This is a genomic window from Metabacillus bambusae (assembly GCF_017497975.1).
Classification (GTDB): Bacteria; Bacillota; Bacilli; order Bacillales; family Bacillaceae; genus Metabacillus; species Metabacillus bambusae.
Genome location: NZ_JAGDEL010000011.1, coordinates 17,307 through 33,571, shown reverse-complemented (window position 1 = coordinate 33,571; position 16,265 = coordinate 17,307). Strand labels below are relative to the sequence as shown.

The following is a 16,265-nucleotide window of genomic DNA, read 5'->3' as shown; positions in this document are numbered from 1 at the left end:
CTCCTTTTACGTTTTTATTTCCTTGAAAAGTTCATAGGCTTTTTTCCTAGCTTCCACTAATACTGTATTTCCTTTTGTAGTTGTGGAATAATACTTTCTAATTTTCCCCTCTACATTTTTATCTTCTCTTACTAAAAGACCATCTGACTCCATAGTGTGGAGAATAGGGTAGAGAGTGCCAGCACTTATGTTATAACCATGTTCCTTTAATTCTTCAAGCATCCATAACCCAAAGATTGGATGTTCCTTCGCATGATGAAGGATGTGGATATGAATAAATCCAAGAAACAACTTTCGTAATACTTTATCTTCCATTCGTTCACCTTCCTTTAATATCGAAACGCAATATCGGAAACCGATAATGCGTTTCTAATGGAATTATATCAGTTGAATATCTAATATCAAAGTAAAGAGAAGGAAATTTACAAAACTGTAAAAAACATTACTTATTTCATAATTCTCAATCAAGGATAGGAATCAATCTTTTATCCAAACTAGATAAGGTAAACAAATAACTGTATAGTTAAACGTAAATCAAATGATAAAGAGACAAGGAGGAACCGGAATGTATAAAATGAAAGAGTACAAAGAAGGAAAGCTGACATTCATAGAACTTCGAAATGAAAGCAATTCTTCATGGTTAAAAGTGGTTCCAGAGCGAGGCGGAATTATTACGAGATTAGGGATTCGTGGTGAGGAGTTACTATTTATCAATGAGGAAACATTACATAATGTAGAAAAAAATATTAGAGGCGGTATCCCAATTCTTTTCCCAATTTCTGGTCAACTTACCAATGGACAATATGAATGGGATGGAAAAACTTATACTATGAAAAACCATGGTTTTGCTCGTGACCTGCCTTGGGAAGTTGTTGAAATAAATACTTACGAGGAAGAGGCTTTAATAAAAATAAAGCTTGAAAGCAATGATGAGACGAAAACAGTCTATCCATTTGAGTTCGAATTGGTATTTACATACATTTTACGAGAAAATGAATTAATTATTGATCAAACTTATCAAAATAAATCTACAAAAGAAATGCCGATTTATGCTGGCTTCCATCCTTATTTTAAAACAGCGAATAAACAGCTTAAGATCGATACTGATGCAAGTGATTATCTTGATTATAATGACATGCAGAACAAGAGAATAGAGGGTGTTATCAGCATTGACCAAAAGGAATCATATCTATTAAAAAGTGGTACTAGGTCGATTCGTTTTTCACTTGAAGAGATAGACAAATTAGTAACGATAAATTATGGTAAGGAATTTCCTTATATTGTTCTCTGGTCAGAAGAAGGTCAAGGATTTGTCTGTGTGGAGCCATGGATGGCGAAAACAGATGAACTAAACAAAAAAGATGAATTAACAATGATTCATCCTGGAAAAGGAATTCATACGAAAGTAAGTATATCTATATAAAATTATTAGCTGTAATCGCTCCTTGAAAAATGGACGATTACAGCTTTAATATTTTAAAGCCATATAACATATGGATTAAATAGGGGATAAGTAAAAAAAAACCAGGCTTTCTGCTCGGCATTCAATTCATTTACTGGTAAACTAGTAAAAAAGAAAACTTTCAATATAATGGAACTTTAGGATGTATGATTACAAAAATGAAAACCCTTACTTTCGTACTTAAGTAATTGTTATATATTAATCTTTTTTTCTGCAACTAATTGCTTGGAGGACTCATATGTTAAAGTTTAGCTCATTTCTTAAACCATATCGATTTTCAATGTCGATCGCACTTTTATTAATGCTTACTGAATTAGCGGTTGAACTCCTTCATCCACTTTTAATGGCGAAAATTATTGATGAAGGCATACTTCAAGAGGATCTATCTGTTGTCATACGGTGGGGCGGAGTAATGATTGGGATTTCACTTTTTGCATTTGCATCAGGAATGATCAACTCATTTTATGCTGCACACGTAAGTCAAAGCTTTGGGTTTGACATTAGAAAGCAGATTTTTGTTAAAGTACAACAATTCACATTTGAAAATTTAAGTCGTTTTCCAGCAGCCTCTCTTATTACACGGATGACAAATGATATTACTCAGCTGCAAAACACGTTATTTATGGGGCTAAGAATCATGTTGAGAGCACCTCTCCTTATTATTGGATCGGTGGTTATGTCTTTTTTCGTAAACCCAGTATTAGCAAGTGTTTTTGCCTTTGTTATCCCTGTAGTTGTGATGATGCTTATTTGGATTATGAAAAGGGGTAGCCGTTTATTTAAGAAAGTACAATCAATGTTAGACAATGTAAATGATGTTTTACGCGAAAATTTAATCGGGATGAGATTAGTTAAAGCCTATGTAAGAAGAGATCATGAAATAAAACGATTTTCACTTGCCACTAACTCATTAAGAGATTCCACGGTTACGGCATTACGAATGATTGAAACGTCGATGCCTATTTTATTGTTCATCATGAATATGGCGATTCTTTTTATATTGTGGAATGGCAGGGCACAAGTCGTAAACGGCAATGTTCAGGTAGGGGAAGTAGTTGCGATTGTAAATTATGGACTTAGAATAACCTCAGCCTTGTCGATGTTCTCATTTATTGTTATGTTTCTTTCACGCTCTCGTGCCTCAGCATCGCGGATTTCAGAGGTTTTAGAGACTAAGATTGATATAGAAAATCATGAAAATCCACACAAGTTCCTACATGGTAAAGTAATCTTTGAGCATGTTTCATTTACATATCCAGGAACAGATCAAGTTGTTCTAAAAGACATTTCATTTACTGCAAATGCAGGTGAAACAATTGCTGTAATGGGAGGAACAGGATCAGGTAAATCATCACTTTTTCAGCTGCTGCCACGGCTTTATGAAGTAGATTCAGGGAGGATTTTTATTGATGATATCTCTATAGATTCTATTAGTATGCAAAGCCTACGAGGGCAAATCGGCCTTGTTCCACAAGAAGCTGTTTTGTTTACCGGTTCAGTAAAGGAAAACATTGCGTGGGGTAAGGAGCATGCGTCCTTTGAGGAAATAATCGAAGCGGCCCATGCAGCACAAATTCATGAAACGATTGAAAAATTACCTTCTAAATATGACACTAGGATAGGTCAAAAAGGAGTAAATCTATCAGGAGGGCAAAAGCAACGAATGTCTGTTGCTAGAGCATTAGTACGAAAGCCAAAGCTACTTTTATTAGATGACAGTACAAGTGCATTAGACGTAAAAACAGAAATAAAACTGTTAACGGCGTTACGTGATTATTCCTGTACGATATTTTTAATTACTCAGAAAGTTAGTTCTGCAAGGGAAGCGGATAAAATCCTGCTACTAGAAGATGGTGTTTTGATTGCAGAAGGTAGTCATGATGAATTACAAAAAACATCATCTCTTTATCAAAAGATCTATCACTCTCAGATGATGGAGGAACTAACTGATGTTAAAGCAACTAACTAGTCCATTTAAATATGAAAGAATAGCAGTCCAAGAAAAGAATATTAACACTAAGCAAAAACAGAAGGTAAATGTTAAAAATGGCTTCAAAACATTACGTAGATTATCGGCGTATTTATCTGAAAAACGTGCTCAATTTACATTTGTACTATTTATGGTAGTGGTAAGCTCAGGTCTAGGGTTACTTGGTCCATATCTAATCGGAACAACAATTGATGAATATATTGTTACTCGGGAAAGTGAAGGTATCATCTTTTTGTTGGGAGGTCTAGTTGTCGTCTTTGCTTTGCATTCACTATCATTATTTTTTCAAAATTTCTGGATGATTGGCATTTCACAATACACAGTAAATCAAATGAGGAAAGATTTGTTTCACCATCTACATATGCTTCCGATTTCCTATTTTGATAAAAGACAGCATGGTGAATTAATGAGTCGTGTGACAAATGATATTGAAAATGTTAGCTCCACGTTAAATAGCTCTGTTATTCAGATCTTCTCAAGTATATTAACGTTAGTAGGTACAGTTTCGGTCATGATTTTGCTAAGTCCATTATTAACTTTAATCACCTTGCTTATTGTTCCATTAATGGTCATTGGGATGAATTGGATTACAAAACGGACAGGTACACTATTTAAGAAGCAGCAGCAAAACTTAGGGGAGCTTAATGGCTATATTGAAGAAGTCATCTCAGGACAAAAAATGATTAAAGCATTCTCTCAAGAGGAAAAAGTGATTGCTAGCTTTATTGAGAAGAGTAACATTCTTAAACAATCAGGCTTTTGGGCGCAAACAATATCAGGCTTTATTCCAAAGGTTATGAACATGTTAAACAATCTAAGCTTTGCGTTGATTGCTGGGATAGGTGGTGTGTTGGCGTTTAATGGTATGGTAACAATTGGAGTCATCGTGATCTTTGCTGAATATGCTAGACAATTTACTCGTCCATTAAATGACCTTGCTAACCAGTTTAATACCCTTCTTTCTGCGATTGCGGGAGCGGAAAGGGTGTTTGATATCCTCGATGAGAAGGTAGAAAGAGATGCAAATATTGATTCTGATCAGCTTCCTTCTATAAAAGGAGAGGTTGTTTTTTCAGATGTCTCCTTTTCATATGAAGCGAAAGAGGACAAACAAACTGTTGAGCATGTTAGTATAAAGGCATCTCCAGGTGAAACGATTGCCTTAGTTGGGCCAACTGGTGCTGGGAAAACAACATTAATCAATCTTTTATCACGATTCTATGATGCTGATACTGGTGTGATTACTGTTGATGGAATTGATATTAATCGAATTAACCGTGATCGCCTTAGAAAACAAATGGCCTTTGTGTTACAGGATACATTTCTTTTTCAAGGTTCGATTCTAGAAAATATTCGCTATGGAAGATTAGATGCAACGGATGAGGAAGTGGAAGAAGCGGCTAGACTAGCTAATGCAGATTCGTTTATTCGCAAGCTTCCAAATCAATATCAATCCATGATTAGCTATGATGGAAATGGAATTAGTCACGGACAAAAACAGCTCCTAGCAATCGCTAGAGCAATGCTTGCTGACCCTAAAATATTAATCTTAGATGAGGCGACAAGTAGTATTGATACAGTAACAGAATTACGAATTCAAGAGGCGTTGACTCGTTTAATGTCAGGCAGAACGACCTTTGTGATTGCACATCGTCTAAACACAATCCAAAAAGCGGATAAAATCCTTGTTTTAAAAGATGGGAGGATCATTGAGAGTGGGACACATAAGGAACTTTTGAAGCTGAGAGGATTTTATTTCGAGCTTCAAAATAGACTGTAGATTGGTTTCTAATCCTGTTAATACTTAAAATCGCTATCTTAAATGATTTTGTGAAATATGAATAGTTTAAAGTTTGGCAGTGATAATCTTAATAGATTTCACTGCTTTTTTTATCCCATTTTTAACGGGCAGTAAGAATGAAAAAAGAACCTCGCCGAATGGAGTCTCACTTTATCTACATAACTGATGAAAATAGGACAAAAATTTACAATTTAAACAAAAAATTAACAAATATATACATAGTATTTATACAGACTTTATATTCCATTAGTAAGATAAGCAGTGAAGAAAAGGGGAATTATACTAGGCTGTGAAAATGAGAAACCATAAAAAAGGAATAGGTGACTTACATGCGTAACCCTTTTGTTTTTTTATGGTTTTTATTATGACAGCTACTGCATTCCGATGGTACCTTCTCATATTTTATTTCTATTTTAAAGTTAAACGACAAACTAAGAGGAGGAATAAAGAATGAAACGTGTTGAGCTAAAGGAAGTTTCAAAATCCTACGATGGAAGGACAAATGTCATTAAAGAAATTGATGTAAAAATAGAGTCGGGTGAGTTCTTTGTATTAGTTGGACCATCTGGTTGTGGGAAAAGTACAATGCTTCGCATGATTGCGGGACTTGAGGAGGTTACTGGAGGAGAATTATCTATCGGTGATCTAGTCGCAAATAATCTGCCGCCAAGTCAACGTGATTTGTCTATGGTCTTTCAAAATTATGCGCTGTATCCACATTTAAGTGTTAAACAAAATATTACCTTTGGATTACATACGAAAAAGATAGCGAAGCAGGAGCAAAAGCAAAGGTGCTTGGATGCTGCTGACATGCTAGGTTTAACTGAATTATTGGATAGAAAACCGCGACAATTATCAGGTGGACAGCGACAAAGGGTTGCACTTGCTCGAGCGATCGTTACGCATTCACCGATTTGTCTTATGGACGAGCCCTTATCAAATTTAGATGCAAAACTACGTGCGAAGATGAGATCTGAGATTCGCCAAATTCAACGTAGACTAGGAATTACAATGATTTACGTTACACATGATCAGACAGAAGCAATGACAATGGCAGATCGAATGATGATTTTACATAACGGAGAAGTACAGCAAATCGGACGACCTTTAGATATTTATAACAGTCCTGCTAATACGTTTGTTGCCTCATTTATTGGAGCTCCGCCAATGAATCTAGCTGATGGAAAAATGACGGAGGACTCGTTTTTACTAGAGGACAATTTTTCAATTTTGATAAACAAAGAGATTGTGAGTTCGGTTCCTTTGAGCCAAAAAGTAACAATCGGAATTCGTCCAGAGAGCATACAGCTTGCAAAGGACGGTCAAAGGAGCTTTTTTGCTGACGCAGTAAATGTAGAAGTTCTTGGCACTGAAACACTTATTACTTTTGAGGTTGGCTCACAGCAATGGGTTGCAAAATGGAACGGCCAATGGAATATAGAAATTGGAGAACGGGTTCCATTATTTATTCATGAATCAGATTTATTCTTTTTCGAACCAGAAAATGGGGAATGTATTTGGTACCAAACAAAAGGTGATGATAAACGAACTCTTAAGGAGGCTGTGTTATGAGTAGTTTACCAGATGTCTCCAATCCCCCCATAAAGGTAAAGGAAAGGTCACTAGGTAGAAGAAAAGAGTTACCTAATGTACTTGTAGGGCTACTCTATCTATTACCATCTATCATCTTATTTGGATTTTTTCTCTTTTATCCAATGCTTCGCACTTTATATTTAAGTTTTTTCTTAACTGATGGTCAGGGGGCGCCGATTACGTTTGTTGGTGTTGAAAATTTTACTTATCTATTACAATCTACGAGCTTTCAAAAAAGCCTAAAGGCAACAATCCTCTTTGTTGTTTTTACGGTTCCGATGGGAGTTATTCTCGCTCTTTTTTTAGCTCTTATAGCAAATGAAAAGGTTAGAGGAATTGGTTTTTTTCGGACGATGTTTTCCTCGACAATGGGAATGAGTGTTGCTGCTTCTTCTGTTATCTGGATGTTTATGTATAACCCATCTATTGGTATTTTAAATAAACTCGTTAGTGCAGTAGGTATCTCAGAGATTCAATGGCTACTAGATCCAAAGTTTGCCTTGATTTCTGTGTCGATATCAACAATTTGGATGAACACGGGTTTTGCTTTTCTAATTTTATTAGGTGGGTTACAAAATATCGATGAGCATCTCTATGAAAATGCAGAAATTGCGGGTGTAAGCTATTGGTATAAACTGCGGAGGATTACAATCCCAATGCTATCACCAACACTCTTTTTTATCATCACAGTGTCATTAATAAATTCCTTTCAAACCTTTGGACAAATAGACATATTAACAAAGGGTGGACCTGTAGAATCAACAAATGTCATTGTTTATTCCATATATAAGGATGCCTTCATTAATTACAATGTCGGATCAGCCAGTGCTCAAGCAACAATTCTTTTCTTCTGTATATTAGTTATTACCATTCTTCAATTTAAGCTTGGAGAAAGGAAGGTGCATTATCAATGAGCATAGTGAAAAAAATCATTTTATATGGACTATTAATTATTTCAGTTGTGTTCATGATGTTCCCAATTTTCTACGCGTTTATGATTAGCTTTATGCAAGGTGGGGAGGTTCTAAAAGGAAATCTTATCCCTGATACGTTGACAATGGATAATTATATTTCTGCCTTTGAAAAGGTACCGCTTGTTCGTTATCTCTGGAATAGCTTTTACGTTTCAATGGTTGTTATGATCGGACAATTAATAATTTCAAGCTTAGCCGCATTTGCATTTGTATTCATACCATTTAGGGGAAGGGACTTTATATTCTTTTTATTCATTTCAACAATGATGATTCCTTGGGAAGCAACGATGGTTCCTAACTTCTTGACTGTTCAAAAGCTTGGTTGGATAAATCAACCTGCAAGTTTAACCATTCCTTTTTTCGCATTAGCCTTTGGAACATTCTTGTTGAGGCAGCAATTCAAAACAATTCCAAACGAATTGTTCGAAGCCTCACAGTTAGCAGGGATTAGTCGATTTCGCTTCTTTTGGAATATTGTCTTACCTGTTTCGAAAACAAGCTTAATGACATTAGGAATATATAGCTTTTTAACTACGTGGAATATGTATTTATGGCCATTGCTCGTAACAAACAATGAAAGTGTGAGAACAGTACAAATTGGTTTAAAGCAGTTACAGTCGCAAGAAATCTCAACTGAATGGGGGGTGGTGATGGCAGCGGTAGTTGTTGTGATACTCCCAACTCTCATTCTATTGTTTTTAGGGCAAAAGAGCCTACAAAAAGGACTAACACAAGGTGCAATCAAATGAAGATTTGTAGAGTCACTTGCTTTTGAAAGAGGCTTGCGAATATAGTCTTTAAATAAAAAAAGGAGGCGTTATCCATGAAACAAAAATTTCTTATCGTTTTATCCGCTTTATTTTTATTGTTATTAAGTGCTTGCTCTAGTACAAATACTGGTACAAATGGATCTGAAGCAGAGGGTGAAGGAACAGAAGGTACAAACACAGAGGAAACGGCAGAAAAACAAGAGGTTGTATTTTGGCATGCGATGAGTGGGGAGCTTGAGACAGTTTTAAATGATATTGTTGCTGACTTCAATGAATCGCAAGAGAATATTGAAGTGAAACCAATTTTTCAAGGTACATATGAAGAGGCTTTAACGAAATTTAACACAGTTGCTGGTACAGAAGATGCTCCAACCATTATGCAGACCTTTGAGGTTGGTACAAAATACATGATTGATAGTGGTCACATACAGCCAGTTCAAAAGTTTATTGATGAAGACAATTATGATACTTCACAATGGGAAGAAAATATTTCAAATTATTACTCAGTAGATGGTGAGCAGTATTCAATGCCGTTCAATTCATCAACTCCAATCCTTGTATATAACAAAGATGCATTTAAGGAAGCAGGTTTAGACCCTGAAAAGGCACCAATGACTTATAGTGAATTGAAGGACGCTGCGAAAAAGCTAACAAAAACTGAAGATGGAGAAACAAGTCAATACGGATTCTCTATCTTAAACTACGGTTGGTTCTTCGAAGAGATGCTAGCAGAGCAAGGTGGTCATTATGTAGATAATGAAAATGGCCGTAGTGGGAATGCAACAAAAGCAACGTTTAATGATGAATTAGGTTTAAATGTTTTTAATTTAATAAGTGAAATGCACAAAGAGGGAACATTCTTTAATGTAGGACAAAACTGGGATGATATGCGTGCTGCGTTCCAATCAGGTAAAATTGCCATGTATTTAGATTCTTCAGCAGGTATTAAAGCGATGGTTGATAATTCTGATTTTGAAGTAGGTGCATCATACCTACCAATCCCTGATGATGCTGATCGTGAAGGAGTTATTATCGGTGGAGCCTCAGTTTGGATGTCTAGTGGTATTAATGAAGACAAACAAAAGGCAGCGTGGGAGTTTATGAAGTATTTAACAACTCCAGAGGTGCAAGCAGAATGGCATGTGAAATCAGGTTATTTTGCAATCAACCCTGCTGCATATGATCAAGATATCGTAAAAAAAGAGTGGGAAAAGTATCCACAGTTGAAGGTTACAGTTGATCAACTCCGTGAAACTAAGAAAGGTACAGCTACACAAGGTGCATTGATTTCTGTATTCCCTGAATCACGCCAAAAGGTTGTATCGGCGATGGAAAGCTTATATCAAGGAATGGATCCAAAGGAAGCGTTAGATCAGGCGGCTGAAGAAACAAATCGTGCATTAGAGGTCGCGAATAAAAAGCAAGGAAATTAAATAACAAATAAAAGTGACCCGTGAAGGTATATTTCTTCAAGGGTCATTTTTCTAGTTAAAAATGATAGGGTTGATTATCCTGATATAGAAGGAAAGGTTTTGAAAAAATTATATTAATATATAATAGTTATGATGATGGACAACCATAATAACCTCTTATAATAAGAACTTAATGGCTGGACTTAAAAAGTTCAGCCTCTTATTTTTATTATAATAAAATAAAATGTGAGATTTCCTAACATTGCTATTGTATTATATGGACATATTGATTATAATTTTAAAAGATAGAAAATTCTGCATTCAACAAAGGGGGTAAGGTTTTTGGAGCAATTTGTTACAGGTTTAAACGGAATTTTATGGAGTACACCAGTGATCTATATCTTACTTGGTGTAGGTTTATTGTTTTCAATTTTAACTCGTTTTCTTCAAGTGAGGCTTATTAAGGAAATGGTTGTACTTATGTTTCAGGGGAAGAGCTCCGAGGCAGGTGTATCATCATTTCAGGCACTTTCAATTGCCCTTTCAGGACGAGTCGGGACAGGAAATATTGCAGGTGTTGCAACCGCAATTGCTTTTGGTGGTCCTGGTGCCGTTTTTTGGATGTGGGCAATTGCCTTTATCGGTGCATCAAGTGCATATATCGAATCAACTTTAGCACAAATTTATAAAGTAAAACAGGATGGACAATATCGTGGAGGGCCTGCTTATTACATAGAAAAGGGGATTGGTTGGAAATGGTTTGCAGTCCTTTTCGCATTCGCAGCTCTTATCGCAATGGCAATTTTAATGCCGGGTGTACAATCTAATTCTATTGCACTTGGAGTAGAAAATGCATTTGGAATTCCAAAATACATCACTGGTGCTGTAATTGTTCTTTTATTAGCGTTTATTATTTTCGGTGGAGTTAAACGAATTGCAAATGCTGCTCAAATTATTGTTCCCTTTATGGCTTTAGGATATATTATCTTATCTGTTGTTATAGTGTTAATGAATATTCAGGAGTTACCAGGAGTGATTTCACTTATTTTCCGAAGTGCTTTTGCATTAGATTCTGCCTTCGGTGGATTAATCGGAATGGCCATTGCTTGGGGAGTAAAACGTGGAGTTTACTCAAATGAAGCTGGACAAGGTACTGGTCCACATCCAGCAGCTGCTGCAGAAGTTTCACATCCGGCAAAACAAGGATTAGTACAGGCATTTTCTGTTTATATAGACACTTTATTCGTATGTTCTGCTACAGCTTTTATGATTTTATTTACGGGAATGTACAATACTGAAGCACCAGATGGATCATTTATTGTGAATAATTTGGAAGGTGTAGAGGCTGGTCCAGGGTACACTCAAGCAGCAATTGATAGTGTTCTTCCAGGATTTGGTGCAGGGTTTGTAGCTATAGCATTATTCTTCTTTGCCTTTACAACCATTATGGCTTATTACTATATTGCAGAAACCAATATAACTTATTTAATTCGTGGTAGCAATAAAAAGCTGTCCTTGCTTTTATTGAAGCTTGTGATATTGGCAGCAACATTCTATGGATCTGTAAAAACAGCATCACTAGCTTGGGCATTAGGGGATGTAGGACTCGGAATTATGGTATGGCTAAATGTCATTGCGATTCTTATCCTCGCAAAGCCAGCGTTAATTGCATTAAAAGATTACGAAAAACAGAAGAAACAAGGACTTGATCCAGTTTTCGATCCAAAAGCTTTAGGAATAAAAAATGCGGATTATTGGGAAACAGAATATAAGAAAGATCAAGATCAAGCATCTTAAATAAAAATGGGTTGACCGTAATTTTCGGTCAACCCATTTTTTATTGCTTTAAAACTGAAAGAAATTCCTGTTTACAGTACATATTAAGAAAGATCGTAACATGAGGAGGTTTATGAATGTCTAAACAAGGTAAACAAAACGCTGAACAAACTAGTCAACAATTGGCAAAACAGCAGAAGAAAAATGATATTGAATTTGGCAGTGATATGCAAGTAGGAAACAGCAAGCATCAAAGTCAAAAGAAAAGTGGAAAACAAGTGAATAAGAAGTAGCTATAAGACAACAAGAGGCTGGATCTCTTTGAGATTCAGCCTCTTGTACTCATTGAGTAATAATGATTATCTTGTACAGTGTATAAGCGCTTTGGCATCCAGCTCCAGCGCCTAGCCCCCTCGAGGTCATAAGCCACTCATGAATTGAGGGTAAAAAACACCTTCTATTCATGAGCGTCTTATTTGCCCGAGACTGTTCAAGGCGCTTGCTCTTTTGTTTCTTACTTAAGTTTATTCTCTATATCAGTCGGAATAGCTTCATCTGGAATAGTACCATACCATTCATTTCCGTCTTTTAAAGTAAATTTAACATAATACATATGTTCCTCCGAATACTCAGTAAACTGTTCAAGTGCGTTTGATAAGAATTCTTTATCTGTTATTGTGGAGAATTGTTCTCCCGAATTGAATAGTTCATCAGGGTTATAGTATTCCAAGTTCTTTGGATGATTTACTTTAGTAATTTCGGCTTTTAAGAGATCTTCACTATTTATTCTGGCATCGTCTAAATATCCATGTTCATCAAGCCATTTAGTAGTCTCATCATATGATTTTTTCCATTCAATTGGATAGCCTTCATATGATTGTTCTTCACCTGTTGCTTTTGTAGAAATTTCAATATAGCCCCATGGACTAGTGGGTTGAACTAAATCGTCCAATGTCTGTGAGAGCAAATCCTTCCTAATTACTCTGCTAAACTCCTCAATTTCCTTTTGATCTGTCAACATAACCTGTGTTCCAACAGGACCATTAGGGACAATTTTAATTGAAAGGGCATTTTCTTGTAATAGAGTGTACTCAGGGAGGATTTTTTTGTATGACTCAGCCTCCATGACAGGCGTTAATTTTTCTTTCATCAATTGAACTGGCGATCTATATTCACGTGTAAGTAATTTACCGTCATTTAAACGATAAGAGATCACCATATCTTGTCTATATTTCTCGTCAGTTTGAGATTCTATAAGATCCTGCTGACTAGTTATATATTCGTGGAGATTTCTTACATCTTGAATATAGAGCTTTGAATCTGAGTAAACCTCTATATCCTTCCTCAACAATTCCTGCATTTCATATTTATCACCAAAGTAAACCTCACTAATATGGTCCATACGAGGAAGTTTCTTTTCAAAATTAATTAAATCAGTTTTAATGCTGAAAAGGATGATGATAAAAATGATGCTGTAACCTATAAACCCAGTAAATACACGGAAATGGAAGATCCTCCAGGTTTTTTGCAAAATCATCTCAGCTACAACATAGCCGATTAGTGCGCCACTGATATAACCGAAAATGATCCAGCTCCAATTAAGTGTACCTGTAACAGAAAAATAAGAACCTCCCATAGTCATGCTACAAAATGTCACACCATATTTAAAAACAGGCTTTAAAAATGGAAAAGCAATTACATCGGTTGCACTTTCCAGCTGTCTTGCTTTATAAAGTCCTAAACCAATAAAGAAGGAACAAATGACGATGATTGTGTAAATGAATATTTCAAGCATCGAAAATGGATCTTTTGTATTCCAGATTTCAATGAATCGTAGGAATGGTGATAAATACGTAAGTTTCTCATCAATGAATATAGGAGAAAATCCAAATAGTAAAAAGGATAAATTATAGCTTACCATTGTTACCATTCCAATAGGTAAAAAGAAAAAAATGTACGTTAAGATTGCTTGTGCACTCGACATACCTGTCATCATTCCGACTGCAACAGTAACGAAAAACATCATGCATGTTAGTAAAGTGATAAGACCTGTCCATGATAAAAGCTCTGAAGGCGTCAGGATTGAGTGAAATTCTTCAATTGATTGTGTAACAAAAAATGTCACACATGACATGAGAATAATTGGGACCAATAACAACAATAATCCACTCATGATATGACTAACATACAATGTCACTCTACGAATAGGTAAGCTGTGAATCATATCAACTGATGCTTCATTTTGAAGATATCGGAATAGTAGCAACCCTGCTGCAACTGGGATCGTGAATAGAAAAAGTACTTGGAGTTCTGTATTTACATATAAATAATTCTTGTAATCTTCGAACACAACATAGTCTCTAGTTGCTAGCTGCATTAGCTCTAATGGTACGGTAAACATTAGACATATAAAATAAACAATACTAATCCAACCGTGCTGTCTTAAGTCTTGTTTAATGATTCCGTTCTTAAAGAAGGATTTTTTCGATTTCATATCCGACATCCTCCATTTCGTAAATGAATATCTCTTCAAGTGTTAATGGTAATAGATCAAATAGAATAACATTTGTAGAATGTATGGCTTTTTTTATTTGTTCTTCATTGCCTCTAACAATAAGAAGCGAAACACTGCCTCTTTTTTCGTGGTGTAAGATGTTTAATTTATTTAATAGATGCTCTTCATGAGTAGGATCTGCCAATGCAAGCTGGACTTTATGAGTATCAGATTTTAAATCATCAATTTCCTTCTCAATAATGATTTTTCCTTGGTGCATGATACCAACATGATCGCATAGATCCTCAATTTCACGAAGATTATGAGATGAAATGAGCACAGTCATTTCTCGCTCGGCGACATCCTGAAAAAGTAGGTTTTTGATTTTTTGTCTCATAACAGGGTCAAGTCCATCGATCGGTTCGTCTAAAATTAAAACATCAGGCATTGCGGATAATGCGAGCCAAAATGCTACCTGGCGCTTCATCCCCTTAGATAAGCGGTGAACTTTTCGATTTAATTCAATGTTAAATGCAGGAGTAAGTTGTTCAAATCGCTCTTGGCTCCAGCTAGGATAATATTCTTTATATTGGGAAGCCATTTGTGCAACAGTAGCTTGTGGGAAAAAATAAAGTAAATCTGGAATGAAAACAACCCGTTCTTTGATTGCTACATTTTCATATGCAGTTATGTTATCAATTTTAATCGTCCCTTTATCCTGACGGTTAATCCCCGCAATCATTTTTAAAAGAGACGTTTTACCGGCTCCATTAGAGCCTAGTAGACCATAAATTGATCCTTTATTAACTTTCAGTGAAAGATCATTTACAGCAAAGTGTTTATTATATTTTTTACTAACGGAATGAACTTGTATCATCACTGTTTATCCCCTTTGTTTGTTGATGTGCTTCATGAAACAGTACATAAATATCATCTTTTGTTAAACCTAAATAAATGGCTTCTGCAATAAGCCTTTTTATATCTGTTTTTAGCTCGGCTAATTTCTGTTCATTGGGTTTTAGCTCGATTGCTGCGACAAAATTACCTTTGCCTTTAATAGAATAAATGTAACCTTGATTTTCGAGTTCGCGGTAAGCTCGTTGAATCGTATTTGGATTTACTGTTAATTGACTAGAAAGCATTCTGACTGAAGGCAATTGTTCATCAGGCTTAAGAATCCGATTAATAATAAGCTCTTTAATCTTATCGACTAATTGCTCATAAATGGGCTTCCTGCTTCTAACATCTAATTGAAACATAAGTTACCCCCTTCGTATTAACTGTATTAATGTTGTTAGTACAGTTAAATTTTATAAGATAATAAAGAAAAAAACAATGCTAATAAATAAAAAAATGATTATTTGGGTGTCATAAATATGAGAAGATAAGCATAGAAGGGTTTAAATATTACTTAAAATAAAGAAAGGTGTGAATCATTATATTGCAGCCTAGAGTCGTTGAAACTGTTGTGAATGAATTACTGCTGCGGTCTGGTTCTTTAGTTAATGTTAAAGTGGAATCAACATTCCCAGATGGACGCCTTGTAGGGGGGAAATATCACTTGGGAACTCATACCATTACCTTATACCTTGATGAAATTAAAAAGCAGTGTGAAAAGTTGTTTTCTACTAATAAATATTTCATTGACTATCTATCTATTGTACTTGCTCATGAAATTGGCCATGCAGAAGATCAGCAATTAGGTAATTTATGTGATCAGCTAGATGAATGCAAGTCTCAATTTGAAAGAGATAAAATAGCCTTAATAATTGAAGAAAATGCATGGCGGTATGCTGAAATTCTTTTAGAAGGTATTAACTATAGTATATTTGAGGAAGTTATTTTTCATTCTCTGCAACCGTATCGTGAGAAAATTAAAATCGAGATTGCATGATAAAAATGATTTTTTTGTAAGAATAATTTTGGTAGCTAGGCAGGAATATTGGAAGAATTAAGGAATAGGTTTTGCCATGTTAATAAGGATAGATGGCAA

General features: G+C 35.5%; 14 protein-coding genes. 10 read left to right on the top strand and 4 right to left on the bottom strand.

The window, feature by feature from the left end; genetic code table 11:
- Positions 1–6: 6 nt before the first annotated feature.
- Positions 7–315, bottom strand: a complete 309-nt coding sequence (locus I7822_RS15090) for a PadR family transcriptional regulator (protein WP_207979602.1) — start codon at positions 313–315, stop codon at positions 7–9.
- A 250-nt stretch (positions 316–565) separates the two neighbouring features.
- On the opposite strand from I7822_RS15090, the gene I7822_RS15085 reads away from it, so the two are divergent.
- From I7822_RS15085 to I7822_RS15045, 9 genes are all read left to right on the top strand, one after another.
- The gene (locus I7822_RS15085) at positions 566–1,423 is read left to right on the top strand and encodes an aldose epimerase family protein (protein WP_207979600.1); all 858 of its coding nucleotides are present in this window, start codon (positions 566–568) and stop codon (positions 1,421–1,423) included.
- 277 nt (positions 1,424–1,700) lie between these two features.
- Positions 1,701–3,431, top strand: a complete 1,731-nt coding sequence (locus I7822_RS15080; protein ID WP_207979598.1) for an ABC transporter ATP-binding protein — start codon at positions 1,701–1,703, stop codon at positions 3,429–3,431.
- Complete coding sequence (locus I7822_RS15075; RefSeq protein WP_207979596.1) at positions 3,412–5,232, top strand: ABC transporter ATP-binding protein; 1,821 nt, start codon at positions 3,412–3,414, stop codon at positions 5,230–5,232. The genes I7822_RS15080 and I7822_RS15075 overlap by 20 nt, the downstream gene beginning before the upstream one ends.
- A 471-nt stretch (positions 5,233–5,703) precedes the next feature.
- Complete coding sequence (locus tag I7822_RS15070) at positions 5,704–6,825, top strand: ABC transporter ATP-binding protein (protein WP_207979594.1); 1,122 nt, start codon at positions 5,704–5,706, stop codon at positions 6,823–6,825.
- The gene (locus tag I7822_RS15065; protein ID WP_207979592.1) at positions 6,822–7,760 is read left to right on the top strand and encodes a carbohydrate ABC transporter permease; all 939 of its coding nucleotides are present in this window, start codon (positions 6,822–6,824) and stop codon (positions 7,758–7,760) included. The genes I7822_RS15070 and I7822_RS15065 overlap by 4 nt, the downstream gene beginning before the upstream one ends.
- Positions 7,757–8,569, top strand: coding sequence for a carbohydrate ABC transporter permease (locus I7822_RS15060; RefSeq protein WP_207979590.1), 813 nt, complete (start codon positions 7,757–7,759; stop codon positions 8,567–8,569). The genes I7822_RS15065 and I7822_RS15060 overlap by 4 nt, the downstream gene beginning before the upstream one ends.
- Before the next feature lie 74 nt (positions 8,570–8,643).
- Positions 8,644–10,023, top strand: a complete 1,380-nt coding sequence (locus I7822_RS15055) for an ABC transporter substrate-binding protein (protein ID WP_207979588.1) — start codon at positions 8,644–8,646, stop codon at positions 10,021–10,023.
- Between the two features lie 321 nt (positions 10,024–10,344).
- Complete coding sequence (locus I7822_RS15050; RefSeq protein ID WP_207979586.1) at positions 10,345–11,799, top strand: alanine/glycine:cation symporter family protein; 1,455 nt, start codon at positions 10,345–10,347, stop codon at positions 11,797–11,799.
- Positions 11,800–11,915: 116 nt separating this feature from the next.
- A complete protein-coding gene (locus I7822_RS15045) occupies positions 11,916–12,071 on the top strand; it encodes a hypothetical protein (protein WP_207979585.1) in 156 nt (51 codons plus the stop codon).
- A 221-nt stretch (positions 12,072–12,292) separates the two neighbouring features.
- Here I7822_RS15045 and I7822_RS15040 read toward each other — a convergent pair whose 3' ends face one another.
- From I7822_RS15040 to I7822_RS15030, 3 genes are read right to left on the bottom strand one after another with little or no spacing between them, the layout of a single operon-like run.
- Positions 12,293–14,272: a hypothetical protein gene (locus tag I7822_RS15040; RefSeq protein WP_207979582.1), complete on the bottom strand. Its 1,980-nt coding sequence runs from the start codon at positions 14,270–14,272 to the stop codon at positions 12,293–12,295.
- Positions 14,247–15,149, bottom strand: coding sequence for an ABC transporter ATP-binding protein (locus tag I7822_RS15035; RefSeq protein WP_207979835.1), 903 nt, complete (start codon positions 15,147–15,149; stop codon positions 14,247–14,249). Before I7822_RS15035 ends, I7822_RS15040 begins: the two co-directional genes overlap by 26 nt.
- The gene (locus tag I7822_RS15030) at positions 15,127–15,531 is read right to left on the bottom strand and encodes a GntR family transcriptional regulator (protein ID WP_207979580.1); all 405 of its coding nucleotides are present in this window, start codon (positions 15,529–15,531) and stop codon (positions 15,127–15,129) included. Before I7822_RS15030 ends, I7822_RS15035 begins: the two co-directional genes overlap by 23 nt.
- Positions 15,532–15,713: 182 nt before the next feature.
- On the opposite strand from I7822_RS15030, the gene I7822_RS15025 reads away from it, so the two are divergent.
- Positions 15,714–16,166 carry a hypothetical protein gene (locus I7822_RS15025; protein WP_207979578.1) on the top strand — a complete coding sequence of 151 codons (453 nt, stop codon included), beginning with the start codon at positions 15,714–15,716 and terminating at the stop codon, positions 16,164–16,166.
- Positions 16,167–16,265: the final 99 nt, after the last annotated feature.

Coding starts and splice junctions, on each gene's coding strand:
- I7822_RS15040 (WP_207979582.1), bottom strand. CDS start 14,272: ATGAAATCGAAAAAATCCTTCTTTAAGAACGGAATCATTAAACAAGAC.
- I7822_RS15080 (WP_207979598.1), top strand. CDS start 1,701: ATGTTAAAGTTTAGCTCATTTCTTAAACCATATCGATTTTCAATGTCG.
- I7822_RS15070 (WP_207979594.1), top strand. CDS start 5,704: ATGAAACGTGTTGAGCTAAAGGAAGTTTCAAAATCCTACGATGGAAGG.
- I7822_RS15045 (WP_207979585.1), top strand. CDS start 11,916: ATGTCTAAACAAGGTAAACAAAACGCTGAACAAACTAGTCAACAATTG.
- I7822_RS15060 (WP_207979590.1), top strand. CDS start 7,757: ATGAGCATAGTGAAAAAAATCATTTTATATGGACTATTAATTATTTCA.
- I7822_RS15055 (WP_207979588.1), top strand. CDS start 8,644: ATGAAACAAAAATTTCTTATCGTTTTATCCGCTTTATTTTTATTGTTA.
- I7822_RS15065 (WP_207979592.1), top strand. CDS start 6,822: ATGAGTAGTTTACCAGATGTCTCCAATCCCCCCATAAAGGTAAAGGAA.
- I7822_RS15075 (WP_207979596.1), top strand. CDS start 3,412: ATGTTAAAGCAACTAACTAGTCCATTTAAATATGAAAGAATAGCAGTC.
- I7822_RS15085 (WP_207979600.1), top strand. CDS start 566: ATGTATAAAATGAAAGAGTACAAAGAAGGAAAGCTGACATTCATAGAA.
- I7822_RS15090 (WP_207979602.1), bottom strand. CDS start 315: ATGGAAGATAAAGTATTACGAAAGTTGTTTCTTGGATTTATTCATATC.
- I7822_RS15035 (WP_207979835.1), bottom strand. CDS start 15,149: ATGATACAAGTTCATTCCGTTAGTAAAAAATATAATAAACACTTTGCT.
- I7822_RS15030 (WP_207979580.1), bottom strand. CDS start 15,531: ATGTTTCAATTAGATGTTAGAAGCAGGAAGCCCATTTATGAGCAATTA.